The sequence below is a fragment of the Citrobacter sp. RHB35-C17 genome, assembly GCF_013816795.1.
Classification (GTDB): domain Bacteria; phylum Pseudomonadota; class Gammaproteobacteria; order Enterobacterales; family Enterobacteriaceae; genus Citrobacter_A; species Citrobacter_A amalonaticus.
In genome coordinates this window covers 1,472,100-1,497,253 of the sequence record NZ_CP057150.1, presented here as the reverse complement: position 1 = coordinate 1,497,253, position 25,154 = coordinate 1,472,100, and the positions used below count along the sequence as shown (strand labels likewise).

General features: G+C 55.2%; 22 protein-coding genes. 17 read left to right on the top strand and 5 right to left on the bottom strand.

Features of this window, described 5'->3' with window-relative positions:
* Nucleotides 1-85: 85 nt before the first annotated feature.
* The 3 genes from phrB to HVZ37_RS07010 all read right to left on the bottom strand — a co-directional run bounded on the left by phrB (nt 86) and on the right by HVZ37_RS07010 (nt 2,780).
* Nucleotides 86-1,504, bottom strand: coding sequence for a deoxyribodipyrimidine photo-lyase (gene phrB, locus HVZ37_RS07020; protein ID WP_181628258.1), 1,419 nt, complete (start codon nt 1,502-1,504; stop codon nt 86-88).
* A gap of 21 nt (nt 1,505-1,525) precedes the next feature.
* A complete protein-coding gene (locus HVZ37_RS07015; protein ID WP_044327594.1) occupies nt 1,526-2,479 on the bottom strand; it encodes a 2-thiouracil desulfurase family protein in 954 nt (317 codons plus the stop codon).
* Between the two features lie 94 nt (nt 2,480-2,573).
* Nucleotides 2,574-2,780, bottom strand: a complete 207-nt coding sequence (locus tag HVZ37_RS07010; RefSeq protein ID WP_043001383.1) for a YbfA family protein — start codon at nt 2,778-2,780, stop codon at nt 2,574-2,576.
* A 308-nt stretch (nt 2,781-3,088) separates the two neighbouring features.
* Between HVZ37_RS07010 and kdpF the strand changes: the two genes are divergently transcribed.
* The 9 genes from kdpF (at nt 3,089) to potE (ending at nt 15,014) form a co-directional block, all read left to right on the top strand.
* Entirely contained in the window at nt 3,089-3,178 is a 90-nt protein-coding gene (kdpF, locus tag HVZ37_RS07005; RefSeq protein ID WP_042285393.1) for a K(+)-transporting ATPase subunit F, read from the top strand.
* Nucleotides 3,178-4,857, top strand: coding sequence for a potassium-transporting ATPase subunit KdpA (gene kdpA, locus HVZ37_RS07000; RefSeq protein ID WP_044327930.1), 1,680 nt, complete (start codon nt 3,178-3,180; stop codon nt 4,855-4,857). Before kdpF ends, kdpA begins: the two co-directional genes overlap by 1 nt.
* 19 nt (nt 4,858-4,876) lie before the next feature.
* Entirely contained in the window at nt 4,877-6,925 is a 2,049-nt protein-coding gene (gene kdpB, locus HVZ37_RS06995) for a potassium-transporting ATPase subunit KdpB (RefSeq protein WP_181628257.1), read from the top strand.
* Nucleotides 6,926-6,933: 8 nt separating this feature from the next.
* Nucleotides 6,934-7,509, top strand: a complete 576-nt coding sequence (gene kdpC, locus HVZ37_RS06990; RefSeq protein ID WP_043001386.1) for a potassium-transporting ATPase subunit KdpC — start codon at nt 6,934-6,936, stop codon at nt 7,507-7,509.
* Complete coding sequence (gene kdpD / locus HVZ37_RS06985; protein ID WP_181628256.1) at nt 7,499-10,186, top strand: two-component system sensor histidine kinase KdpD; 2,688 nt, start codon at nt 7,499-7,501, stop codon at nt 10,184-10,186. Before kdpC ends, kdpD begins: the two co-directional genes overlap by 11 nt.
* Nucleotides 10,183-10,860 (top strand): two-component system response regulator KdpE, encoded by a 678-nt coding sequence (gene kdpE, locus HVZ37_RS06980; protein WP_043001388.1) that lies wholly within the window; start codon nt 10,183-10,185, stop codon nt 10,858-10,860. The genes kdpD and kdpE overlap by 4 nt, the downstream gene beginning before the upstream one ends.
* 278 nt (nt 10,861-11,138) lie before the next feature.
* Nucleotides 11,139-11,243 (top strand): leader peptide SpeFL, encoded by a 105-nt coding sequence (speFL, locus tag HVZ37_RS06975; RefSeq protein ID WP_114149115.1) that lies wholly within the window; start codon nt 11,139-11,141, stop codon nt 11,241-11,243.
* 256 nt (nt 11,244-11,499) lie between these two features.
* Complete coding sequence (gene speF, locus HVZ37_RS06970) at nt 11,500-13,698, top strand: ornithine decarboxylase SpeF (protein WP_181628255.1); 2,199 nt, start codon at nt 11,500-11,502, stop codon at nt 13,696-13,698.
* Nucleotides 13,695-15,014, top strand: coding sequence for a putrescine-ornithine antiporter (gene potE, locus HVZ37_RS06965; RefSeq protein WP_181628254.1), 1,320 nt, complete (start codon nt 13,695-13,697; stop codon nt 15,012-15,014). The genes speF and potE overlap by 4 nt, the downstream gene beginning before the upstream one ends.
* 56 nt (nt 15,015-15,070) lie before the next feature.
* Here potE and pgm read toward each other — a convergent pair whose 3' ends face one another.
* Nucleotides 15,071-16,711 (bottom strand): phosphoglucomutase (alpha-D-glucose-1,6-bisphosphate-dependent), encoded by a 1,641-nt coding sequence (gene pgm / locus HVZ37_RS06960; RefSeq protein ID WP_054176142.1) that lies wholly within the window; start codon nt 16,709-16,711, stop codon nt 15,071-15,073.
* Between the two features lie 23 nt (nt 16,712-16,734).
* On the bottom strand, nt 16,735-17,280 hold the full coding sequence (seqA, locus tag HVZ37_RS06955; RefSeq protein ID WP_044256570.1) for a replication initiation negative regulator SeqA: 546 nt from the start codon (nt 17,278-17,280) through the stop codon (nt 16,735-16,737).
* Between the two features lie 190 nt (nt 17,281-17,470).
* On the opposite strand from seqA, the gene ybfF reads away from it, so the two are divergent.
* The 8 genes from ybfF (at nt 17,471) to tcuC (ending at nt 25,109) form a co-directional block, all read left to right on the top strand.
* On the top strand, nt 17,471-18,244 hold the full coding sequence (ybfF, locus tag HVZ37_RS06950) for an esterase (RefSeq protein ID WP_043001990.1): 774 nt from the start codon (nt 17,471-17,473) through the stop codon (nt 18,242-18,244).
* Between the two features lie 128 nt (nt 18,245-18,372).
* Nucleotides 18,373-18,666, top strand: a complete 294-nt coding sequence (gene ybfE, locus HVZ37_RS06945) for a LexA regulated protein (RefSeq protein WP_043001392.1) — start codon at nt 18,373-18,375, stop codon at nt 18,664-18,666.
* A 149-nt stretch (nt 18,667-18,815) separates the two neighbouring features.
* Entirely contained in the window at nt 18,816-19,346 is a 531-nt protein-coding gene (gene fldA, locus HVZ37_RS06940; RefSeq protein WP_043001393.1) for a flavodoxin FldA, read from the top strand.
* A gap of 280 nt (nt 19,347-19,626) precedes the next feature.
* Nucleotides 19,627-20,073, top strand: coding sequence for a ferric iron uptake transcriptional regulator (fur, locus tag HVZ37_RS06935; protein WP_043001394.1), 447 nt, complete (start codon nt 19,627-19,629; stop codon nt 20,071-20,073).
* Between the two features lie 132 nt (nt 20,074-20,205).
* Nucleotides 20,206-21,132 carry a tricarballylate utilization LysR family transcriptional regulator TcuR gene (tcuR, locus tag HVZ37_RS06930; RefSeq protein WP_054176140.1) on the top strand — a complete coding sequence of 309 codons (927 nt, stop codon included), beginning with the start codon at nt 20,206-20,208 and terminating at the stop codon, nt 21,130-21,132.
* Nucleotides 21,133-21,229: 97 nt separating this feature from the next.
* Nucleotides 21,230-22,633 (top strand): FAD-dependent tricarballylate dehydrogenase TcuA, encoded by a 1,404-nt coding sequence (tcuA, locus tag HVZ37_RS06925; protein ID WP_104010328.1) that lies wholly within the window; start codon nt 21,230-21,232, stop codon nt 22,631-22,633.
* On the top strand, nt 22,620-23,759 hold the full coding sequence (gene tcuB, locus HVZ37_RS06920; protein WP_044266362.1) for a tricarballylate utilization 4Fe-4S protein TcuB: 1,140 nt from the start codon (nt 22,620-22,622) through the stop codon (nt 23,757-23,759). The genes tcuA and tcuB overlap by 14 nt, the downstream gene beginning before the upstream one ends.
* 54 nt (nt 23,760-23,813) lie before the next feature.
* Nucleotides 23,814-25,109 (top strand): tricarballylate/proton symporter TcuC, encoded by a 1,296-nt coding sequence (tcuC, locus tag HVZ37_RS06915; protein ID WP_181628253.1) that lies wholly within the window; start codon nt 23,814-23,816, stop codon nt 25,107-25,109.
* Nucleotides 25,110-25,154 lie beyond the last annotated feature (45 nt).

Genomic DNA, 25,154 nt, shown 5'->3' with positions numbered 1-25,154 from the left:
ATCACCCCGTTCTTAGCCATAAAAAAAGGGGCGTATTTACGCACCTCTTTATGAATAGTTATGGCGTCAGGCCGCATAGCCACCGTTAGTTCTTTCGCGCGGCCTCATACGCGGCAAGCGTCTGCTGGCGCGCCAGTTTGTGATCGACAATCGGCTGCGGGTAGTCGAGCGTGATGCTTTCTTTCATCGCCCATTTCCACGGCTCGTGAATCGCCTTGCCCGGTACATCGCGCAACTCAGGGATCCACCGGCGGATAAACTCCCCGTCTCTGTCGAACTTTTCGCCCTGTGTCGTGGGGTTAAAAATGCGGAAATACGGCGCGGCGTCGGTTCCGGTAGAGGCCGCCCACTGCCAGCCGCCGTTATTCGCAGCGAGATCGCCATCAATCAGTTGCGACATGAAATAGCGTTCACCTTTACGCCAGTCAATCAGCAGATCTTTGACCAAGAAGCTGGCCGCAATCATCCGCAGACGGTTGTGCATCCAGCCGGTGACGTTCAGTTGCCGCATCGCCGCATCAACAATCGGATAACCCGTTCTCCCCTCCTCCCAGGCCTGTAAATCTTCCGCTCGATCCCGCCAGCGCACGCGATCGGTCCAGAGAATAAAGGGGCGGTGTTTGCACAGATTGGGGTGGTACGTCATCAGATGGCGATAAAACTCACGCCAGATAAGTTCGTTCAGCCAGACACTGCCCGCGCCGCCGTCCAGCGCCTGCGGCTGTTGCGCCAGCAGGCGATGCAGACACTGGCGCGGCGATAAGCCACCGGTAGTAAGACTGGCGGATAAACGACTGGTGCCCTCAATGGCCGGGAAGTCGCGACATCCGTCGTACTCTCCTGCCCCCTGTTGGCAAAACTGGCGTAACCGGGCAATTGCGGCTTTTTCTTCGGCGGGAAAAAGGGCTGTGTCGAATTCCTGTTGCGGATAGTGAAGGTTAATCGGCACCAGCGCAGAAGAAACACTACCGTTCTCCCGGCGGGCCGGTGCGGATACGCACTCCGGCATCCCCTCCTTCAGCCGTTTTAACCAGGCGTTTTTAAACGGCGTGAAGACTTTATACATCTCATGATTTCCCGTCGTCACCGCACCTGGCGGCAGGATCACGCTGTCATCAAACCCTTCGCAAACCACTTGCGGCAGCGCCTTTTCTACCGCCGCATCGCGTTCACGCTCGTTCACTTCATACTGATAGTTATAAAACAGGTGGCTGACGTCATGCTGTTCGCACACCGCTTTCACCGTTTCGATACTGCCCGCGAAGTCATCGACTTCCTCAAACAGCAGCGGAATGCCTTTTTCCGCCAGCGCCTGTTGTAAAGCGTTTAGCTGAGCCTGGATAAAGGCGGCCTGACGCGGTGACATGACGTGATTCTTCCACTGCTCAGGCGTGGAGATAAATAACGCCACAACGCGCGCGGCGCGGTGGCGGCAGGCGGCGGCGAGGGCAAGATTGTCATGCAGACGGAGATCGCGACGAAACCAGACCAGATGGGTGGACATAACACTCCCGAATGAAAAAAATCAACTCCCGTAGCGCAGCCGCAGGGCTTCCGGCCAGGGATCAAAATAGCGTTGCCCGGAGAGATACGCATCCGGATATTCCGCCATATAGTGTTTGAGCAGCGTCACAGGCGCAAGCAGTGGCTGCGTAGCGCGTCGGTAACCGTCAATAAGGGAAGCCAACTCTTGCCGCTGACGGGCATTGAGCTGTTTGCGAAAATAGCCCTGAACGTGCATCAGGACATTGGTATGGTTACGCCGGGTGGCAGGATGGGACATCAATTTCATCAGACGCAGACGATATTCAATGAAAAAGTCATCAAGGCTCTCCCACTCGTAAAGCGCAGCGACAAAGCGCCCCAGCTCGCGGTATTCCGGCTGTGAATGGGCCAGCAGCAACAGTTTATAGCGGCTGTGATAGTCAATCAGCGCGCCACGCGTGAGTCCTTGTTGCCGCAATCCATGCAATTCATGCAGGGCATAAATCCGCGCGACAAAATTTTCCCGTAATTGTGGATCGTGCAATCGCCCGTCCTCTTCAACAGGGAGCCACGGATAAGACGCCATCAGGATTGAGGTAAAGATACCGCGACCGGCTTTGCGATTGTTTTTCCCATCGGCGTCATAAACACGAACGCGTTCCATGCCGCAACTTGGGGATTTCGCACAGACAATATAACCACAAAGGTGTTCGAAACGACTGACACGTTCTTCACTGAACGCGGTCATCGCCTGGGTTAAATCGCCCTCGCGCCGGTCACTGAAACGCAGTGCAATTGCCTCTTCCATTTTGACTAAGCGCAATGCAGGACGCGGCACCGGCAGGCCGATCGCCATTTCCGGACAGACGGGTTCAAAGTGCACCCACGGTGAAAGTTCTTCGACTGCAAAGGGCAGGCGTTTGTGTCCACCATCAAAGCGAACCGCCTCCCCTAACAAACAAGCGCTAATGCCAACAGGGATTTTCTCGCTCATGATGTCTCCTTTTCCATTTCTGAAATAAGTGTAGACACAGAGACATAAAAAAACCGCCACATTGCTGTTGGCGGTTTTTCTGAACGCGATGCGCTTAATAGAAATCGCAGGTGGCTTTTTCAGCCTGATCCATCCACACGGGTTTATCGCTGGTTTTTGACCACACGCGGTGTAGATAGCTATAAAAACGGGCGCGGTCTTTCCAGAACAGCATGACCGGTAGTGCCAGCACCCCAGCCACGACGGCGAAAGTACGGCGTAACAATACAACATGTGCTGGATATTCTTTGTACAACTCCATGATTCTCTCCCCTTTATCTGGCCGGTAATCATCACCGGTAAAGTCAAATTGGTTATCTGCTGAAAATAGTACCGCTTTGCGTGTAATTTTACTACTCATCCGACCACTTATTTTTAGCTATTGACGCTTTATTTATCTTTATCGCGTAATTAAGTTACAAAAAAGTTAAATTAATACTAATCATTAGTTAAATAATGGTCTTTGCCATTTTTATACTTTTTTTACACCCCCGACGTCGATTTTTGCGAAATCTTTGCAGGCAGATATTTACGCTTTGTTTATCACATTTATGCCACGGGAGGTGCACTGTGAGTGCAGGCGTGATAATCGGCATCGTGCTGATTTTCTTATTATTAGGTTACCTGGTATATGCATTAATCAATGCGGAGGCGTTCTGATGGCTGCGCAAGGATTTTTACTCATCGCCAGTTTTCTGCTGATTCTGTTCGTGCTCGCCAGGCCGTTAGGCGCGGGCCTGGCACGGCTGATCGGCAACCATTCGCTGCCTGGTACCGCGAGGGTTGAACGCCTGATCTGGCGCGGTCTGGGCATTTCGACAGACGAGATGAACTGGAAGCAGTACCTGCTGGCGATCCTCGCGTTGAATGTGCTGGGGTTGACGCTCCTGTTCCTGCTGTTGTTGTGGCAACACCTTCTGCCGCTGAATCCACAGCAGTTGCCCGGTCTGCCCTGGCATCTGGCGCTTAATACGGCGGTGAGTTTTGTTACCAATACCAACTGGCAGGCTTACAGCGGGGAAACCACCTTAAGCTATTTCAGCCAGATGGCCGGGCTGACGGTACAAAACTTCCTGTCCGCCGCGACCGGCATTGCGGTGGTGTTCGCGCTGATCCGCGCCTTTACCCGCCAGAGCATGAATACGCTGGGCAATGCGTGGGTCGACCTGGTGCGTATTACCTTGTGGATTTTATGCCCCATCGCGCTGGTGATTGCGCTGTTCTTTATTCAGCAAGGCAGCCTGCAAAATCTGCTGCCCTATCAGACTTTCACTACTCTGGAAGGTGTGCAGCAACTGCTGCCGATGGGGCCGGTGGCCTCGCAGGAAGCCATCAAGATGCTGGGGACCAACGGCGGCGGCTTCTTTAACGCCAACTCGGCACACCCGTTCGAAAACCCCACCGCGCTGACCAACATGGTGCAAATGCTGGCCATCTTTTTAATTCCAGCCGCGCTCTGTTTCGCGTTTGGCGACGCGGCAGGCGATCGCCGTCAGGGGCGGATGTTGCTGTGGGCCATGTCGCTCATCTTCACCGTCTGCGTGGCGGTGGTGATGTGGGCGGAGGTCCAGGGCAACCCCCATCTGCTGCAATTTGGCGCAGATTCCACTCTTAATATGGAAGGCAAAGAGAGCCGCTTTGGCGTGCTGGTGAGCAGTCTGTTTGCGGTGGTGACGACGGCAGCCTCATGCGGCGCGGTGATCGCCATGCACGACTCGTTTACCGCGCTGGGCGGCATGGTGCCGATGTGGCTGATGCAGATTGGCGAAGTGGTGTTCGGCGGCGTTGGTTCGGGCCTTTACGGCATGCTGCTGTTCGTGCTGCTGGCGGTGTTTATCGCCGGACTGATGATTGGCCGCACGCCAGAATACCTGGGCAAAAAGATCGACGTTCGCGAGATGAAAATGACCGCACTGGCGATTCTGGTCACCCCTGCGCTGGTTTTACTCGGCACCGCGCTTGCCATGATGACCGATGCGGGACGCAGCGCCATGCTCAACCCTGGTCCACACGGCTTTAGCGAAGTCCTGTACGCCGTCTCTTCCGCCGCCAACAACAACGGCAGCGCCTTTGCTGGTCTGAGCGCAAACACCCCGTTCTGGAACTGCCTGCTGGCGTTTTGCATGTTCGTCGGTCGCTTCGGAGTCATCATCCCGGTGATGGCGATTGCCGGATCGCTGGTGGCGAAAAAGAGCCAACCGGCCAGTCCCGGCACCCTGGCGACCCACGGCGCGCTGTTTGTCGGTTTACTGATCGGCACGGTGCTGTTAGTCGGCGCCCTGACCTTTATTCCTGCACTGGCGCTTGGCCCAGTCGCTGAACACCTTTCCTTACGCTAAGCGATGCGGAGCAAATGTTATGAGTCGCAAACAACTGGCGCTGTTCGAACCGTCTCTGGTCGCTCAGGCGCTGATGGACGCAGTGAAAAAATTAAGCCCACATACCCAGTGGCGCAACCCGGTGATGTTCATTGTCTGGATGGGTAGCCTGCTGACCACCGTGATTACCGTTGCGATGGCGACAGGACAGATGGCCGGCAGCGCGCTGTTTACCGGGGCGATCAGTCTGTGGCTGTGGGTCACTGTACTGTTTGCCAACTTTGCGGAAGCGCTCGCCGAAGGGCGCAGTAAAGCACAGGCCAACAGCCTCAAAGGAGTGAAAAAGACGGCCTTTGCCCGCAAACTGCGCGAGCCGAAGTACGGCGCGAAAATGGATCACGTTCCGGCCGATGAGCTACGCAAAGGCGACATCGTGCTGGTGGAAGCAGGTGATATCATTCCCTGTGACGGCGAAGTCATTGAAGGCGGCGCCTCCGTGGATGAAAGTGCGATTACCGGCGAGTCTGCGCCGGTCATCCGCGAATCCGGCGGCGATTTCGCCTCGGTGACTGGCGGGACGCGCATTCTCTCCGACTGGCTGGTGATCGAGTGTAGCGTGAACCCCGGCGAAACTTTCCTTGACCGGATGATCGCCATGGTCGAAGGCGCCCAGCGTCGTAAAACGCCCAACGAGATCGCCCTGACCATTCTGCTGGTAGCCCTGACGATTGTCTTTTTGCTGGCAACCGCCACGCTGTGGCCGTTTTCTGTCTGGGGCGGTCACGCGGTCAGCGTCACGGTGCTGGTCGCCCTGTTGGTTTGTCTGATCCCAACGACAATCGGCGGGTTACTCTCCGCGATTGGCGTCGCCGGGATGAGCCGTATGCTCGGTGCGAACGTCATCGCCACCAGTGGACGCGCGGTGGAAGCCGCAGGCGACGTGGACGTACTGCTGCTGGACAAAACCGGCACCATTACTCTCGGTAACCGTCAGGCCTCGGACTTCCTGCCTGCGCAGGGTGTCGACGAAAAAACGCTGGCCGACGCCGCACAGCTTTCGTCGTTAGCCGATGAGACGCCGGAAGGTCGCAGTATTGTGATCCTCGCCAAGCAGCGCTTTAATCTGCGCGAACGTGACGTGCAGTCGCTGCATGCCACCTTCGTCCCCTTTACCGCCCAGAGTCGTATGAGCGGTATTAACATCGACAACCGGATGATTCGTAAAGGTTCCGTCGACGCCATCCGTCGCCACATAGAAGCCAGCGGTGGCCAGTTCCCGGCGGATGTCGAGCAGAAAGTGGACAGCGTCGCCCGTCTGGGCGCCACGCCGCTCGTGGTGGTGGAAGGTTCCCGGGTGCTAGGCGTGATCGCGCTGAAAGATATCGTCAAAGGCGGGATAAAAGAGCGTTTTGCCCAGTTGCGTAAAATGGGCATTAAAACGGTGATGATCACTGGCGATAATCGCCTGACCGCCGCCGCCATCGCCGCCGAGGCGGGTGTGGATGACTTTCTTGCTGAAGCGACACCGGAAGCCAAGCTGGCGCTCATCCGCCAGTATCAGGCGGAAGGCCGCTTAGTGGCGATGACCGGTGATGGTACCAACGACGCCCCGGCGCTGGCCCAGGCCGATGTCGCGGTAGCAATGAACTCCGGTACGCAGGCGGCAAAAGAAGCGGGCAACATGGTCGATCTCGACTCTAACCCCACCAAGCTTATCGAAGTGGTGCACATCGGCAAACAGATGCTGATGACGCGTGGTTCACTGACCACGTTCAGTATCGCCAACGACGTGGCGAAGTATTTTGCGATCATTCCGGCCGCGTTCGCCGCGACCTATCCGCAACTGAATGCGCTGAACATCATGCGTCTGCATTCGCCGGACTCGGCCATTCTGAGTGCGGTGATCTTTAACGCCTTGATTATTGTCTTTCTGATCCCGCTGGCGCTGAAAGGCGTGAGCTACAAACCGCTTTCCGCCTCCGCCATGCTGCGCCGTAACCTGTGGATTTACGGTCTGGGGGGGCTGGTGGTGCCGTTTATTGGCATCAAAGTAATTGATTTGCTGCTGACCCTGCTGGGTCTGGTGTGAGGTGTCTGATGAGTGCTTTACGTCCGTTGTTTTCAACACTGATTTTCCTGCTGCTGCTGACGGGCGGTGCGTATCCGCTGCTGACCACCGCGCTGGGGCAATGGTGGTTCCCGTATCAGGCCAACGGTTCACTGATTCGGGATGAGCATGGGGTGCGGGGTTCTGCGCTGATCGGGCAGAACTTTACCTCTGAAGGCTATTTCCAGGGACGGCCTTCGGCCACCGCTGAAATGCCCTATAATCCCATGGCATCCGGCGGCAGTAATCTCGCCGCCAGTAACCCGGAACTGGATAAACAACTGCAAAACCGGGTCGCCACCCTGCGCGCCGCCAACCCGCAGGCCAGTCGTAACGTACCGGTGGAACTGGTTACTGCCTCCGCGAGCGGTCTGGACAACAACCTGACGCCCGCCGCGGTGGCGTGGCAAATCCCCCGCGTGGCGCAGGCTCGTCATCTGACCATTGAACAGGTGACGCAACGGGTTGCAGAATACACGCAGAAACCACTGGTGAGCTTTATCGGTCAACCGGTCGTAAATATTGTCGAACTCAATTTAGCGCTGGACAGCATGAATGGCGAATAGTGAACCAGTACGCCCCGATCCCGATCGCCTGCTTGAGCAGGCGGTCGCCCCCCATCGGGGAAAACTAAAAATCTTCTTCGGCGCCTGTGCGGGCGTCGGGAAAACCTGGTCGATGCTGGCTGAAGCCCAGCGCCTGCGCGCACAGGGACTCGACATCCTGATTGGCGTGGTGGAGACCCATGGACGCAAAGAGACCGCCGCCCTGCTGGAGGGTCTCAGCATTCTGCCGTTGAAACGCCAGGCGCGCCACGGACGTCATATCAGTGAATTCGATCTCGATGCCGCGCTCGCACGCCGTCCGGCGCTGATCTTAATGGATGAACTGGCGCACAGTAATGCGCCGGGTTCACGCCATCCCAAGCGCTGGCAGGACATTGAAGAACTGCTCGACGCCGGTATTGATGTCTTTACCACCGTCAACGTGCAGCATCTCGAAAGCCTGAACGATGTGGTCAGCGGCGTGACGGGGATTCAGGTGCGCGAAACCGTGCCGGATCCGTTTTTTGACGCTGCCGACGAGGTGGTGCTGGTCGATTTACCACCTGACGATCTGCGCCAGCGCCTGAAAGAGGGCAAAGTCTATATTGCGGGACAGGCCGAGCGTGCTATTGAACACTTTTTCCGTAAGGGTAATTTAATCGCGCTACGCGAACTGGCGCTGCGCCGCACCGCCGATCGGGTGGACGATCAGATGCGCGCATGGCGCGGTCGTCCGGGTGAAGAGAAGGTCTGGCATACCCGCGACGCCATACTGCTCTGCATTGGTCACAACACCGGCAGTGAAAAACTGGTGCGTACTGCCGCACGACTGGCGTCGCGACTGGGCAGCATCTGGCACGCCGTCTACGTCGAAACCCCCGCGCTGCATCGCTTGCCGGAAAAGCAGCGGCGCAATATTCTGCACGCCCTGCGACTGGCGCAAGAGCTGGGCGCGGAGACCGCCACGCTATCCGATCCCAGCGAGGATAAAGCGGTGGTCCGCTACGCTCGCGAGCATAATCTGGGAAAAATAGTGCTGGGGCGAACGTCAACGCGACGCTGGTGGCACCGGGAGTCGTTTGCCGATCGGCTGGCGAAACGCGCCCCTGAGCTGGATTTGATGGTGGTCGCCCTCGATGAGCCACCGGTGCGGACGCTGTCGTCCCTGCCCGATACCCGCGCCTTTAAAGACAAGTGGCGGGTGCAAATTCAGGGCTGTCTGGTTGCCGTTGCACTCTGCGCTCTGACAACGTTTATCGCCAGCCAGTGGCTGGCCGCCTTTGATGCCGCAAACCTGGTGATGCTCTATCTGCTCGGTGTGGTGGTCATCGCTCTCTTCTATGGTCGCTGGCCATCGGCGTTTTCCACCTTTATTAGCGTGGTCAGCTTTGATCTGTTCTTCATTGCGCCGCGCGGCACGCTCGCCGTCTCAGACGTGCAGTATCTCCTCACCTTCGGCGTCATGCTGACGGTTGGACTGGTCGTGGGTAACCTGACGGCGGGCGTGCGCTATCAGGCTCGCGTTGCGCGCTACCGGGAACAGCGGACTCGTCATCTTTATGAGATGTCGAAAGCGTTGGCGATGGGGCGCAGTGCGCAAGACATCGCCAGTACCAGCGAACAATTTATTGCCTCCACCTTTCATGCCCGCAGCCAGATTTTATTGCCGAATGAAGAGGGCAAACTGGCCGCCCTCACCCACCAGCAGGGAATGACCCCCTGGGATGATGCGATCGCTCGCTGGAGTTTTGACAAAGGGTTACCGGCAGGCGCTGGTACCGATACCCTGCCAGGCGTGCCGTACCAGATCCTGCCGTTACGCAGCGCCGACAAAACCCACGGCCTGGTGGTTGTCGAACCCGGCAATCTGCGTCAGTTAATGATCCCCGAGCAGCAGCGACTGTTGGAAACCTTCACTTTGCTGGTGGCGAATGCGCTGGAACGTCTGACCTTAACGGCCAGCGAAGAGCTGGCGCGGCTGGCCAGCGAACGGGAAAGCCTGCGCAACGCTCTGCTCGCGGCACTTTCTCACGACCTGCGCACCCCGCTGACCGTGCTGTTTGGTCAGGCGGAAATCCTCACGCTCGACCTCGCCAGCGAAGGCTCGCCTCATGCCAGACAGGCCAGCGAAATTCGCCAGCATGTACTGAATACCACCCGTCTGGTGAATAACCTGTTGGATATGGCGCGGATTCAGTCCGGTGGTTTCAACCTCAAAAAAGAGTGGCTGACGCTGGAAGAAGTAGTGGGCAGCGCGCTGAAAATGCTGGAGCCAGGCCTGGTTCATCCGGTAAACCTTTCCCTGCCCGCGCCGCTGACCCTCATTCACGTCGATGGCCCCCTGTTCGAACGGGTACTGATTAATCTGCTGGAGAATGCCATTAAATATGCCGGACCGCAGGCGGAGATCGGCATCGACGCGCACGTTGAAGACGAACATCTGCAACTCGACGTCTGGGATAATGGGCCAGGCATTCCACAAGGACAGGAGCAGCGCGTGTTCGATAAATTCTCACGGGGGAACAAAGAGTCGGCGGTGCCGGGCGTCGGGCTGGGGCTGGCCATTTGTCGGGCGATAGTGGAAGTGCATGGTGGGTCAATTGCCGTCTATAATCGCCCTCAGGGCGGTGCCTGTTTCCGTGTTACACTGAGGCAAGACGCTCCACCAGAACTTGAAGATTTTCATGAGGATATGTGACAAACGTTCTGATTGTTGAAGATGAGCAGGCCATTCGCCGCTTTCTGCGTACCGCGCTGGAAGCCGATGGGTTGCGCGTGTACGACGCCGAGACGCTTCAGCGTGGTTTGCTGGAGGCGGCAACGCGCAAGCCCGATCTCATTATTCTCGATCTCGGCCTGCCGGATGGTGACGGCATCGATTTCATTCGCGACCTGCGACAGTGGAGCGCCGTCCCGGTGATCGTGCTCTCTGCACGTAGCGAAGAGAGCGATAAAATTGCCGCGCTCGACGCCGGTGCCGACGACTACCTGAGCAAACCGTTTGGCATTGGCGAGTTACAGGCACGTCTGCGCGTCGCCCTGCGCCGTCATTCTGCAACGCCCTCTCCTGAGCCGGTGGTACGCTTTTCCGATGTGGTCGTCGATCTCGCCGCGCATCTGATTCATCGCGGAGAAACAGAAATCCATTTAACACCGATTGAGTTTCGCCTGCTGGCCGTGTTGCTCAACAACGCCGGGAAAGTGCTGACCCAGCGCCAGTTGTTGAACCAGGTCTGGGGACCGAACGCCGTCGAGCACAGCCATTATTTGCGTATTTATATGGGTCACCTGCGGCAGAAACTGGAGCGTGATCCCGCGCGCCCCCGCCACTTTATTACCGAAACCGGTATTGGCTATCGTTTTATGCCATGAATGGTTATTCATTATTTTTAAATAAATCTTAAAATTAATTTTTATTATTCTTACTTAGCCGAAATTATATTATTTCGGGTATTTAAGATTTTCCACAAAATTAAAAAATACAGAATTATAACAAATAATAAACAAAACGATATCTTATCGCCAGCCATGCATAAAAAACGACTAAATATTTTGCGAATGATCGTTTTTTATTGATCTCCTTCACGGATCAGGCCGTTTTCCTGGATAAAATACCTTCACCTTCTACTGATAAAGAAAAGGTAATCAAAATGGAAAACAATAGCCGTACTATGCCACATATCAGGCGGACAACACATATTATGATGTTTGCCCACCGTAATAGTTTTGACTTTCATTTCTTTAATGCCCGTTAGTCTTTCGACTATGGGCACTCCAGCATACAGGTCTTCCTGACTCGCTGTATCGCAGGCTCACGCCTGTATTCCTCAGTGCTCACTCTGCTTAAGCCTTGATTTTCCTGTGACCGGACAGGTAAGGTTTTTTGCATCCTGAAAAAAGCAATTTACTGATTTATTTATCAGGGGACACACTTTGCTTTTATTCCGGCGTTATCAGTTTCTCATTCGGGAAATTGAGGACCTGCTATTATCTGAAAATAAAGAGATGAAAATGTCTGAATTAAAAATTGCCGTGAGTCGTTCTTGCCCTGACTGTTTTTCTACACAACGCACGATTGTGAATGTTGATGAAAGTAATTTTATTGATGTCGCTGCCGTCGTGTTGTCTGTCAATGATATTGAACGTGGGAAGCTCGATGAAATTGACGCGACCGGATACGGTATTCCGGTATTTATCGCAACCGAAGAGGAAGAGCGCGTTCCGGCAGAACATCTGCCGCGCATTTCGGGCGTATTCGAATGCAATGAAGCCCGTACCGCTTTCTACGGTCGTCAGTTAGAAACGGCAGCCAGTCATTACGAAACACAATTACGACCACCGTTCTTCCGCGCGCTGGTTGATTATGTAAACCAGGGAAACAGCGCCTTCGACTGCCCAGGACATCAGGGCGGCGAGTTTTTCCGCCGTCACCCGGCAGGTAACCAGTTCGTGGAATATTTCGGCGAAACGCTTTTCCGCTCCGACCTGTGCAATGCTGACGTAGCAATGGGCGATTTGCTGATCCATGAAGGCGCACCGTGCATCGCCCAGCAACATGCCGCGAAGGTTTTTAATGCCGATAAAACCTACTTTGTGTTAAACGGAACCTCTTCGTCTAACAAAGTGGTGCTGAACGCACTGCTGACTCCGGGCGATCTGGTGCTCTTCGACCGTAACAACCACAAGTCAAACCACCACGGCGCGTTATTGCAGGCGGGCGCAACGCCGGTCTATCTGGAAACCGCACGTAACCCGTACGGCTTTATCGGCGGGATCGATGCCCACTGTTTTGAAGAAAGCTACCTGCGCGAACTGGTCAGCGAAGTGGCGCCGCAACGGGCTCGTGACGCACGTCCATTCCGTCTTGCTGTTATCCAGTTGGGCACCTACGACGGCACGATTTATAACGCCCGTCAGGTGGTGGATAAAATTGGTCACCTTTGCGATTACATTCTGTTCGATTCCGCCTGGGTGGGCTATGAGCAGTTTATCCCGATGATGGCGGATTGTTCTCCGCTGCTGCTGGAACTGAACGAAAACGATCCGGGTATTCTGGTAACGCAGTCCGTTCACAAACAGCAAGCGGGCTTCTCCCAGACCTCGCAAATTCACAAAAAAGACAGCCATATCAAAGGTCAGCCGCGCTATGTGCCGCATAAACGCATGAATAACGCGTTCATGATGCACGCCTCCACCAGCCCGTTCTATCCACTGTTTGCCGCACTGGATATTAACGCCAAAATGCACGAAGGCGTCAGTGGCCGCAACATGTGGATGGACTGTGTCGCCAACGGTATCGACGCCCGTAAGCTGATCCTTGATAACTGCCATCATATCCGTCCCTTTGTTCCGGAACTGGTTGATGGCAAACCGTGGCAGTCTTATCCGACTGCGGAAATCGCCAACGATCTGCGCTTTTTCCACTTCGTCCCTGGCGAACACTGGCATGCGTTTGAAGGTTACGCCGAGCATCAATACTTTGTTGACCCTTGCAAACTGTTGTTGACCACTCCGGGTATCAACGCACGCAATGGCGAGTACGACACCTTCGGCGTCCCGGCGACTATTCTTGCCAACTTCCTGCGTGAAAACGGCGTGGTCCCGGAAAAATGCGACCTCAACTCGATCTTGTTCCTGCTGACCCCGGCGGAAGACATGGCGAAACTGCAACAACTCGTCGCCCTGCTGGTGCGCTTCGAGCGCCTGCTGGAATCTGACGCACCGCTGGCGGACGTTCTGCCGTCTATCTACAAACAGCACGAAGCGCGTTATGCCGGTTACACCCTGCGCCAGTTGTGTCAGGAGATGCACGACCTGTATGCGCGTCACAACGTGAAACAACTGCAAAAAGAGATGTTCCGCAAGTCCCATTTCCCGCGCGTCAGCATGAACCCACAAGATGCCAACTACGCCTATCTGCGTGGTGAAGTGGATCTGGTGCCGCTGCCTGAGGCCGAAGGCCGTATTGCCGCTGAAGGCGCGCTCCCTTACCCGCCGGGTGTGCTGTGCGTGGTTCCTGGGGAAGTCTGGGGCGGTGCGGTATTGCGTTACTTCAGCGCACTGGAAGAAGGGATCAACCTGCTGCCCGGTTTCGCGCCGGAACTTCAGGGTGTGTACATCAACGAGTGCGATGGTCGCAAACAGGTGTGGTGCTACGTGATTAAACCGCGTGAAGCACAAAGCAACCTGTTGAAAGGAGAAGCATTATGAGTAAAGCCAAATCCAATAAAATGGGCGTGATGCAGCTCACCATCCTGACCATGGTCAATATGATGGGCTCCGGGATCATCATGCTGCCGACCAAACTGGCTGAAGTCGGCACCATTTCGATTATCTCCTGGCTGGTGACAGCCGTCGGGTCCATGGCGCTGGCCTGGGCGTTCGCCAAGTGCGGAATGTTCAGTCGTAAAGCCGGCGGGATGGGGGGCTACGCAGAATATGCGTTTGGTAAATCCGGTAACTTTATGGCGAACTACACCTATGGGGTATCGCTGTTGATTGCCAACGTCGCCATTGCCATCTCCGCCGTGGGTTACGGTACCGAACTTTTCGGCGCCACCCTCTCCCCGGTGCAAATCGGTCTCGCCACCATCGGCGTACTGTGGATCTGTACGGTCGCGAACTTTGGCGGTGCGCGCATTACCGGACAGATCAGTAGCATTACCGTCTGGGGGGTGATCATTCCGGTGGTCGGTCTGTGCATTATCGGCTGGTTCTGGTTTAGCCCGACGCTGTATGCCAACTCGTGGAACCCACATCATGTACCGTTCTTTACCGCCGTCGGTTTCTCTATCGCCATGACGCTGTGGGCGTTCCTTGGTCTGGAATCCGCCTGTGCGAACGCGGAAGTGGTGGAAAACCCGGAGAAGAACGTACCGATTGCCGTACTGGGCGGGACGCTGGGCGCGGCGGTGATCTACATCGTCTCTACCAACGTGATTGCCGGGATTGTGCCTAACATGGATCTGGCTAACTCCACCGCACCGTTTGGTCTGGCGTTCGCGCAGATGTTCACACCGGAAGTGGGTAAAGTGATCATGGCGCTGATGATCATGTCCTGCTGTGGTTCATTGCTGGGCTGGCAATTCACCATTGCGCAGGTCTTTAAATCCTCTGCCGATGAAGGCTATTTCCCGAAAATCTTTTCTCGCGTGACCAAAGTCGATGCGCCGGTTCAGGGGATGCTGACGATTGTTATCATCCAGAGTGGCTTATCGCTGATGACCATCAGCCCGTCGCTGAACAGCCAGTTTAACGTGCTGGTCAACCTGGCCGTGGTGACGAATATCATTCCGTATATTCTGTCGATGGCCGCACTGGTGATCATCCAGAGAGTGGCGAACGTTCCGCCGTCAAAGGCGAAGATGGCAAACTTTGTCGCCTTCATCGGTGCGATGTACAGCTTCTATGCGCTCTACTCGTCAGGTGAAGAAGCGATGTTGTATGGTTCCATCGTGACCTTCCTCGGCTGGACGCTGTACGGCCTGGTATCACCACGCTTTGAACTGAAGAATAAACACGGTTAAGGCTAGCCAAACAAAAAAGGAGCCTTTCGGCTCCTTTTTTAATTCAGTGGTACAACTCAGGCGTTTTTCAGCACTTCGCTGACGATTTCGACCGCTTCTTTCTCGATCTGCTTGCGATGTTCTTCGCCAAGGAAGCTCTCGCAATAGATCTTGTACGCATCTTCCGTACCCGACGGGCGTGCCGCGAACCAACCATTGTCAGTCATGACTTTCAGACCGCCAATCGACGCACCGTTACCGGGTGCCGCCGTCAGACGTGCTGTGATCGGGTCTCCAGCCAGCGTACTGGCGCTGACCATCTCCGGAGACAGTTTCGACAGCGCCGCTTTCTGTGCCGATGTTGCGCCAGCTTGCAGACGGTTGTAGCTCGGCGCACCAAAACGGGCGGCAAGCTCGTTGTAGTGCTCCTGCGGGTTCTTCCCGGTGACGGCAGTAATTTCTGCTGCCAGCAGACACATGATGATCCCGTCTTTATCAGTAGACCACGGCGTACCGTCGAAACGCAGGAAGGATGCCCCCGCGCTCTCTTCGCCGCCAAAGCCGAAGCTGCCGTCAAACAGACCATCAACAAACCATTTAAAGCCCACCGGAACTTCAACCAGTTTACGCCCCAGATCGTTAACCACGCGGTCAATCATTGCCGACGAAACCAGCGTCTTACCGACAGCCACGTCTTTGCCCCACTGCGGACGATGCTGGAACAGGTAGTTGATAGCCACCGCCAGGTAGTGGTTTGGATTCATCAACCCCGCCGGAGTGACGATACCGTGACGGTCATAATCCGGATCGTTGGCGAACGCCAGGTCGAACTTATCACGCAGCGCCAACAAACCGGCCATGGCACATTCAGACGAACAGTCCATACGGATTGCGCCATCTTTATCGAGATGCATAAAGCGGAAAGTCTGATCAACCTGATCGTTTACGATGGTCAGATTCAGTTTGTAATGCTCTGCGATACGCTTCCAGTATTCAATACCGGAGCCGCCCAGCGGATCCACACCCAGCGTCAGACCGGCTTTCTGAATCGCCGCCATATCGACGATATCAGCCAGCCCCTCAACGAACGGCTGTACCAGGTCCTGCTCTTTGATATGACCGGACGCCAGCGCTGCATCCAGAGAAATGCGCTTCACGCCTTTCAGATCGTCAGCCAGCAGCGCATTCGCCCGATCTTCCACCACTTTCGTGACGTTGGTATCTGCCGGGCCACCATTAGGCGGGTTGTATTTAATGCCACCATCTTCTGGCGGGTTGTGGGACGGGGTAATCACAATACCGTCAGCCAGTGGACCGCCTTTTTTGTTGTGAACCAGAATGGCATTTGACACAGCGGGTGTTGGGGTAAAACCGTTGTTCTCCTGAACAATCACATCAACACCGTTCGCGGCGAGCACTTCCAGCACGGAGATAAACGCCGGTTCAGACAGTGCATGGGTATCTTTCCCCACGTAGCATGGACCCGTAATACCATTTTTTGCACGTTCTTCCGCGATAGCCTGCGCAATCGCCAGAATGTGGGGTTCGTTGAAGCTATGACGGCCTGCACTGCCACGGTGTCCGGAGGTGCCGAACTTCACCGCGTGTTCCGCATTTCCTTTTGCGGGCTTCAGTACATAGTATTGTGACGTCAGTTGCGCGACGTTAATCAAATCACTCTGTTGCGCAGGTTTACCTGCACGGTCGTGGATTGCCATTGCCTGGTCCTTTTCTGCATGGATTAAATTGTTCCGCAAACCTTTTCAATCAATTCCGCCGGGAATTGCATTGACTGCATGATGTGCTCAATCATGCTGCATTTACGGCCGGTGTTGGTGTTGGTGATCACCCAATACGGCGTGCCGGGCACGTGTTTTGGTTTGGTTTGGTTACCGTTTTTCAGTAGCGTCTGTTCATCAGCCGCGAAGTAGACACGCGTACGGCCATGCAACGATTCCGTTGCCTCAGCAAACGCGTGCTGATCCAGTGTATAGAGTGTAGTCAGCACCAGCATAAAGCGGTTAACGGCCTTCTTCTGTTCCGCATATTCATCGGACAGAAGCAGTTCACGCATAGCGCGCACTTTATCTTTGACAAGATTGACGGGTTTCGCCTCAGCAACAACCGGTTGCGCAGCGCGAACCTCTTTTGTCACTGGCGTGACGGGCAGTGATGCGGCGGAAAACTTCAACATACGCCGTAAAATCTCGGATGCGCTCTCGCCAATATGCTTCGTGTGGCTGGCAATATAGCTGTAGAGTTCATCATCAACTTCAATCGTTTTCATCTTAATCCAGTGCGGTGTCTTATCTGATCTGAAATACAAATCGTTGGGAGTATAGGAGCAAATCCCAACAGCGAATAGCGTCAAACCCGGCTGAACAAAAAACTCGGAGAAAACCGAAGTGGTTGCAGCCCAGTGGCAGAATGGTCAACATAATACCCTAACCCGACAGAGCGAAAAAAAGAACTTTGCCATGAAATTGAATATCCGAGCGCAATCCGCACAAAACCTGCACAATAATTCTCCCATCGTACTGGTTCACGGTTTATTTGGCAGTCTGGACAATCTGGGCGTGCTTGCTCGTGACCTGGTGAACGACCATGACATCATCCAGGTCGATATGCGTAACCACGGTCTCTCTCCTCGCGATCCGGTGATGAACTACCCGGCGATGGCGCAGGATCTGCTGGATACGCTGGATGCGCAACACATCGAAAAAGCCACCTTCATTGGCCACTCTATGGGGGGTAAAGCGGTGATGGCGCTCAGCGCGCTGGCACCGGAACGCATCGATCGCTTAGTGGCTATCGATATCGCCCCGGTGGATTACCATGTCCGCCGCCACGACGAAATTTTCGCGGCTATCAACGCGGTGACGGCATCAGCGGCAAAAACTCGCCAGCAGGCGGCAGCGGTCATGCGCGAACATCTTAATGAAGAAGGCGTGATTCAATTTTTGCTGAAATCGTATGTTGACGGCGAGTGGCGCTTCAACGTGCCGGTACTGTGGGAACAATATCCGCATATCGTCGGCTGGGAGACAATACCCGCCTGGAATCATCCGGCGCTGTTTATCCCCGGCGGCAACTCCCCATACGTCACCGAGGCGTATCGCGACGATTTACTGGCACAGTTTCCGCAAGCACGTGCGCATGTGATTGCCGGGGCCGGTCACTGGGTGCATGCCGAAAAACCGGAGGCGGTGTTGCGCGCCATCCGTCGTTATCTTAATGAAACAGCTAACTGATTAAAAACTCAGCGTCCGTGCGCGATTACGCGTGTGAACGTTGGCGCGCCTCATTCGCTGATGTATGATGGCGCGCTATCCATCCGGGCAGAGGCCTGGCTGATTGTTTCCCCGAAGTCACCAATATCATGGCCAAAGAACAAACGGACCGTACGACACTAGATCTGTTCGCGCACGAGCGTCGCCCGGGACGACCGAAAACCAATCCGCTTTCACGCGATGAACAGCTGCGCATTAATAAGCGTAATCAACTCAAACGCGACAAAGTTCGCGGTCTTAAGCGTGTCGAACTCAAACTCAACGCAGAAGCTGTTGACGCGTTGAATGAGCTGGCGGAATCCCGAGAGATGAGCCGCAGTGAACTGATCGAAGAGATATTGATGGCCCAACTGGCAACGCTACGCGGCCAGGATCTCGCCTGAAATTATCCTCTCTCCCACTTTCGTGTAGCATGGAGTGCACTCGTATGCGTTTGCTATTTCCGCATACCTGACTGTTCTGCTATGATTGCCCTTATCTGTGGGCAATTCGCCACCACCATTTCAATAAGTTTCAAGAGGTTACTTTACTCATGGCAATCACTGGCATCTTTTTCGGCAGCGACACCGGGAATACCGAAAATATCGCAAAAATGATTCAAAAACAGCTTGGTAAAGACGTTGCCGATGTGCATGACATTGCAAAAAGCAGCAAGGAAGATCTCGAAAGTTATGACATTCTGCTGCTTGGCATCCCAACCTGGTACTACGGTGAAGCGCAGTGTGACTGGGACGACTTCTTCCCTACCCTCGAAGACATCGATTTTAACGGCAAACTGGTCGCACTGTTCGGCTGTGGCGATCAGGAAGATTATGCAGAATACTTCTGCGACGCGTTAGGCACAATCCGCGATATCATTGAGCCGCGCGGTGCAACCATCGTGGGTCACTGGCCGACCGCTGGCTATCATTTTGAAGCCTCCAAAGGTCTGGCGGATGATGACCATTTTGTCGGTCTGGCGATTGACGAAGACCGTCAGCCGGAACTGACCGCCGAGCGCGTGGAAAAATGGGTGAAGCAGATCTCTGAAGAATTGCACCTTGATGAGATCATCAACGCCTGATGTACGGCGGCGCAGACAAGGTTTGCGCCGCATCAATAGACAGAACCAATCAAAATAATTGCTACAAATTTGTAACTTTCTTGCCCATCCCTGTACAATGTGCGGGAGTTTTTAGGTGGCGCTCTCATTTCCAGGCAATACCGACTATTTATTAACATTTGCCAGAGGCTTGCAGTTTTCATTTAGACACGGCAGTCCTATAATGAAACGCATTATCCCGAGTGCAATTTCTGTCACTTCTTGTATGAAGTGAATCGTTTAGCAACAGGACAGATTCCGCATGACTGACAACAATACCGCATTAAAGAAGGCTGGCCTGAAAGTAACGCTTCCACGTTTAAAGATTCTGGAAGTTCTTCAGGGACCGGATAACCATCACGTCAGTGCGGAAGATTTATACAAACGACTGATCGACATGGGTGAAGAAATTGGTCTGGCGACCGTGTATCGCGTGCTGAACCAGTTTGATGACGCCGGTATCGTAACCCGCCACAATTTTGAAGGCGGCAAATCCGTTTTCGAGCTGACCCAGCAGCATCATCACGATCACCTGATTTGCCTTGATTGCGGCAAAGTGATCGAATTTAGCGATGAGTCTATTGAAGCGCGCCAGCGTGAGATCGCGTCGAAGCATGGCATTCGTCTGACGAACCATAGCCTCTACCTCTATGGCCACTGCGCTGAAGGCGATTGCCGCGAAAACGAACACGCGCATGACGCGAAATAATCTGCATTATTCTGAAAAGCCAACCTGCCGGTTGGCTTTTTTTATGCCTGCCATTCCCTACTCAGCGCTTTCTTCTGCCTGCATGTTGCTTTAATGTAAAATATATCACCCTGCTTCGTCCGGAGAATCGAAATGGAACTTCGCCAGCTACGTTACTTTGTCCGTATTGTAGAAACCGGCAGTATGGGCAGCGCGGCGCTCGATCTCGACATCGGCGTGTCCGCCCTGAGCCAGCAGATGACGCGGCTGGAAAACGAACTCGCGATCCGCCTGTTGCAGCGAACCTCGCGCGGCGTCACGCCCACTAACGCCGGTCTGGCCTTTTACTCGCAGGCACAACTGGCGCTACGCCACGCCGATGATGCGATCCTGGCCGCTCGCGAGGCGCGTCTTTCGGGACACGTCAGCGTCGGCATGGCCCCCAGCACCGCCTCCATCCTGGGAATACCGTTTATTCATGCCATGCGGGAATATTACGCCGACGTTCGCCTGCATGTGGTGGAAAGCCTGTCGGGTAATCTGGAACGGATGATCAACACGCGCCAGATTGATCTGGCGGTCGTGTTTCAAAAAGAGAAAATCCTGCGCTGGAGCGCCAGACCGGTTCTTGAGGAGCGCCTGTTTCTGATTGGCACACACGAGCTGCTGGCGGATATTCCGGATGACACCATAACGCCTGCTCAACTGGCGAATATTCCCCTGATCATGCCAAGCCAGGGACACGGCCTGCGTGGCAGACTGGAAGCCATCTGTCAGGAACACGGACTGAAGGTCGATATTGCCACGGAAATTGACGGCCTGACGTTACTGATGCGCGCCGTTGGCAGCGGACTCGGCGCCACGCTGCAACCCGGTGCAGCCATTTCGCATCTTGAGAGGGAAGCGCTAAGAGTGATCGGCGTCCATAATCCTGTCCTCAGCCGCCCCAATTTTCTGGTCAGTCTGTCGGACGATGAACTCACCCCTGCCGGTCTTGCAGCCCGCGTAATACTCACAAAAGTCATGCGTGAACTCGTTGAAACCGGTCATTGGCCGGGCGCAACCCTTTACGCTCCCTAAACCCCTCTTTAGCTATTCGTCATAGCGCCCATACAATCAGCACGTATACATTTCAATTACAAATTTAACAAATAGTTAAATGGTAATGGAGTAGACGATGGTTGATGTACTGGTGATTGGCGGTGGTAATGCCGCGTTATGTGCCGCCTTAACCGCCCGTGAGGCAGGAGCTTCCGTGCTGCTGTTAGAGGCTGCGCCCCGGGAATGGCGCGGCGGGAATTCCCAACACACGCGCAATTTACGCTGTATGCACGATGCGCCACAGGATGTGCTGGTCGAGAGTTATCCCGAAGAGGAGTTCTGGCAGGATCTCTGGCGTGTCACCGAAGGCAATACCAATGAAGCGTTGGCGCGACTGGTGATCCGGACCTCTTCCCAGTGTCGCGACTGGATGCGTCAGCACGGCGTTAATTTTCAGCCTCCGCTCTCTGGCGCGCTGCACGTGGCGCGTACCAATGCCTTCTTCATGGGCGGCGGTAAAGCCCTCGTGAACGCCTATTACCGCAGCGCAGAAAAGCTGGGGGTACAGATTCGCTACAACACGCCGGTACAGGCACTTGAATTGCACAACGGCGAATTCATCGCAGCCCTGGCAGGCCACGAGCGCATTGAGGCGAAAGCCTGCGTACTCGCCGCCGGTGGATTTGAATCCAACCGCGAATGGCTGCGCGACGCCTGGGGAGAGAACGCTCGTGGCGAATGGCCAGCCGATAACTTCCTCATTCGCGGCACCCGCTTTAATCAGGGCGTCTTGCTCAAATTTATGATCGATGCCGGTGCTGACATTATCGGCGATCCGTCTCAGTCCCACTGTGTGGCAATTGATGCCCGGGCCCCGTTGTACGACGGCGGCATTTGTACCCGCGTGGATTGCGTCTCACTGGGTGTGGTAGTCAACCGGGACGCGGAGCGCTTTTACGATGAAGGCGAAGATTTCTGGCCGAAACGCTATGCCATCTGGGGGCGTCTGGTTGCCCACCAGCCGGGGCAGATTGGCTACTCCATTATCGACAGCAAAGCGATCGGTCACTTTATGCCGCCGGTTTTCCCCGGCGCACAGGCCAATACGCTGAGTGAACTGGCCCGCCAGTTGGGGCTGGATCCCGAACGCTTTACCCATACCGTGGAGCACTACAATCAGGCCTGTCAGCCGGGTCAGTTTGATCACACGAAGCTGGACAACTGCGCGACGCAGGGCCTGACGCCACCGAAAACGCACTGGGCGCGGCCTATTGATACGCCCCCCTACTACGGTTATGCCCTGCGACCGGGGATCACCTTTACCTACCTGGGACTGAAAGTGAATGAACACGCTGCGGTTCACTTCGCAGGCACCCCCAGCCGTAACCTGTTCGTTGCCGGTGAGATGATGGCTGGCAACGTACTGGGCAAGGGCTATACCGCCGGTGTCGGCATGTCCATCGGCACCACGTTTGGTCGCATCGCAGGTAAAGAAGCCGCGCAGGCAGCACGTAAGGAGGCGCATCATGAAGCAGCTTGAAAAACTGATCATCGAGGCCAAAATTCTCACCGAGCCAGAAGCTGAAGTCGAGCGGGTGATGCAGGTGTGTAATGCCTGTCGCTATTGCGAAGGGTTTTGCGCCGTGTTCCCGGCGATGACTCAGAGACTGGAATTTAGCAAAGCCGACATTAACTATCTGGCAAACCTGTGCCATAACTGCGGCGCCTGCCTGCACGCCTGCCAGTATGCGCCGCCCCATGAGTTTGCGATCAACGTGCCGAAAGCAATGGCGGAAGTGCGTCTGGAAACGTATCAACACTACGCGCAACCGGCGGCCTTCGGGGCGCTGTATCGCCAGGCTGGCGTTACCGTGACGCTGGCACTGGTCTTTAGTCTGATCCTCTTTTTACTCCTCGCGATGGGGCTGAAGGGATCGCTACTCCATCCGCCGCTGGCCGGTGATTTCTACCAAATCTTCCCGCATAACCTGCTGGCATGGATGTTTGGATCGGTTTTCATGCTGGCGATCGGTTTACTAATGGCAGGGGTGATCCGCTTCTGGCGCGAGATCTCTCCCGTCGGGCCGCGTCCGGCGGAAATTGCCGAAGCGTCGCACAACGCGCTGACGCTGAAATACCTCGACGGCGGACATGGCAAAGGCTGCAACGAGGCGGACGATGCTTTCACATTGATGCGTCGTCGTTTCCACCATTTCACCTTCTACGGCTTTATGCTCTGTTTCGCCGCGACCGTGGTGGCGACGGGTTACCACTACTTCGCCGGTTGGGAAGCCCCCTACCCGTTCTTCAGCGTGCCGGTCATGCTTGGCACGCTCGGAGGAATCGGTTTAATTGTCGGCCCGGCAGGCCTGCTGTGGTTAAACCTTAAGCGCTCGCCACTGCATGGCGACGCGCGACAGAAACCGATGGATCGCGGTTTTATTTTATTGCTGCTCCTGACCAGCCTGACCGGTTTAGGTTTGCTGGCGGGAAGAGACACCTCATGGATGGGGATCCTGCTTGCCATCCATCTTGGCGTGGTCATGGCGCTTTTTTTGACCATTCCATACGGAAAATTTGCCCACGGATTTTACCGCTGCGCGTCTTTACTCAAATGGGCGATTGAGAAGCGACGTGGAAAACAGGCGGGGGTCGCAGGCGACTAACCCGCAAACTCTTACCTCTATACATAATTATGATAAGACAGTGGAGCAACTTCAATGACTCAACAACCATCGCGCGCTGGCACGTTCGGCGCAATACTGCGTGTGACCAGCGGTAATTTTCTCGAACAGTTCGATTTTTTCCTGTTTGGTTTTTACGCCACTTATATCGCAAAGACGTTTTTTCCTGCCGAAAGTGAGTTTGCCGCATTAATGCTTACTTTTGCCGTTTTTGGCTCCGGATTTTTAATGCGCCCTATCGGGGCCGTGGTGTTGGGCGCATATATCGACAGGATCGGCCGACGGAAAGGGCTGATGGTCACCCTGGCGATTATGGGCTGCGGCACGCTGCTCATCGCCCTCGTGCCGGGTTATCAGACTATCGGCCTGCTGGCTCCCGTGCTGGTCCTGGTGGGGCGTCTGCTACAGGGATTTTCTGCTGGCGTCGAACTGGGCGGCGTCTCTGTTTATCTTTCTGAGATCGCCACACCAGGCAATAAAGGCTTTTACACCAGTTGGCAATCGGCCAGCCAGCAGGTGGCGACTGTCGTCGCCGCGCTGATCGGCTACGGTCTGAATGTCACGCTGGGACATGATGAAATCTCCGAATGGGGGTGGCGAATCCCGTTCTTCATTGGCTGCATGATTATTCCGCTGATTTTTGTTCTTCGACGTTCGCTACAGGAAACTGAAGCCTTTTTACAACGTAAACACCGTCCGGACACCCGGGAAATTTTTACCACTATTGCTAAAAACTGGCGCATCATCACCGCGGGTACCCTGCTGGTGGCGATGACGACCACGACCTTTTATTTTATTACTGTCTATACCCCCACTTACGGGAGAACGGTGTTGAACCTGAGCGCGCGTGACAGCCTGGTAGTCACCATGCTGGTAGGGATTTCTAACTTCATCTGGCTGCCGATTGGCGGCGCTATCTCTGATCGGATCGGGCGACGCCCGGTGCTGATGGGCATCACCTTGCTCGCCCTCGTCACCACCTGGCCGGTGATGAACTGGCTTACCGCTGCCCCTGACTTCACCCGCATGACGCTGGTGCTGCTCTGGTTCTCGTTCTTTTTTGGCATGTATAACGGCGCGATGGTGGCGGCCCTGACCGAAGTGATGCCGGTTTATGTCCGAACCGTGGGTTTTTCGCTGGCCTTTAGTCTTGCGACAGCGATTTTCGGCGGCCTGACGCCTGCTATCTCCACCGCATTGGTCCAGTTGACCGGCGATAAGAGTTCTCCGGGGTGGTGGCTCATGTGCGCGGCGCTGTGCGGACTCGCCGCAACGGCAATGCTGTTTGTTCGTCTCAGCCGTGGCTATCAGACAGCAGAGAATAAGCTCTGAAACGCAAGCGGGCGGAGAGATATCTCCGCCCGCTTTATGTTGTCT

Coding starts and splice junctions, on each gene's coding strand:
- phrB (WP_181628258.1), bottom strand. CDS start 1,504: ATGTCCACCCATCTGGTCTGGTTTCGTCGCGATCTCCGTCTGCATGAC.
- HVZ37_RS07015 (WP_044327594.1), bottom strand. CDS start 2,479: ATGAGCGAGAAAATCCCTGTTGGCATTAGCGCTTGTTTGTTAGGGGAG.
- HVZ37_RS07010 (WP_043001383.1), bottom strand. CDS start 2,780: ATGGAGTTGTACAAAGAATATCCAGCACATGTTGTATTGTTACGCCGT.
- kdpA (WP_044327930.1), top strand. CDS start 3,178: ATGGCTGCGCAAGGATTTTTACTCATCGCCAGTTTTCTGCTGATTCTG.
- kdpB (WP_181628257.1), top strand. CDS start 4,877: ATGAGTCGCAAACAACTGGCGCTGTTCGAACCGTCTCTGGTCGCTCAG.
- kdpC (WP_043001386.1), top strand. CDS start 6,934: ATGAGTGCTTTACGTCCGTTGTTTTCAACACTGATTTTCCTGCTGCTG.
- kdpD (WP_181628256.1), top strand. CDS start 7,499: ATGGCGAATAGTGAACCAGTACGCCCCGATCCCGATCGCCTGCTTGAG.
- speFL (WP_114149115.1), top strand. CDS start 11,139: ATGGAAAACAATAGCCGTACTATGCCACATATCAGGCGGACAACACAT.
- speF (WP_181628255.1), top strand. CDS start 11,500: ATGTCTGAATTAAAAATTGCCGTGAGTCGTTCTTGCCCTGACTGTTTT.
- potE (WP_181628254.1), top strand. CDS start 13,695: ATGAGTAAAGCCAAATCCAATAAAATGGGCGTGATGCAGCTCACCATC.
- pgm (WP_054176142.1), bottom strand. CDS start 16,711: ATGGCAATCCACGACCGTGCAGGTAAACCTGCGCAACAGAGTGATTTG.
- seqA (WP_044256570.1), bottom strand. CDS start 17,280: ATGAAAACGATTGAAGTTGATGATGAACTCTACAGCTATATTGCCAGC.
- ybfF (WP_043001990.1), top strand. CDS start 17,471: ATGAAATTGAATATCCGAGCGCAATCCGCACAAAACCTGCACAATAAT.
- ybfE (WP_043001392.1), top strand. CDS start 18,373: ATGGCCAAAGAACAAACGGACCGTACGACACTAGATCTGTTCGCGCAC.
- fldA (WP_043001393.1), top strand. CDS start 18,816: ATGGCAATCACTGGCATCTTTTTCGGCAGCGACACCGGGAATACCGAA.
- fur (WP_043001394.1), top strand. CDS start 19,627: ATGACTGACAACAATACCGCATTAAAGAAGGCTGGCCTGAAAGTAACG.
- tcuR (WP_054176140.1), top strand. CDS start 20,206: ATGGAACTTCGCCAGCTACGTTACTTTGTCCGTATTGTAGAAACCGGC.
- tcuA (WP_104010328.1), top strand. CDS start 21,230: ATGGTTGATGTACTGGTGATTGGCGGTGGTAATGCCGCGTTATGTGCC.
- tcuB (WP_044266362.1), top strand. CDS start 22,620: ATGAAGCAGCTTGAAAAACTGATCATCGAGGCCAAAATTCTCACCGAG.
- tcuC (WP_181628253.1), top strand. CDS start 23,814: ATGACTCAACAACCATCGCGCGCTGGCACGTTCGGCGCAATACTGCGT.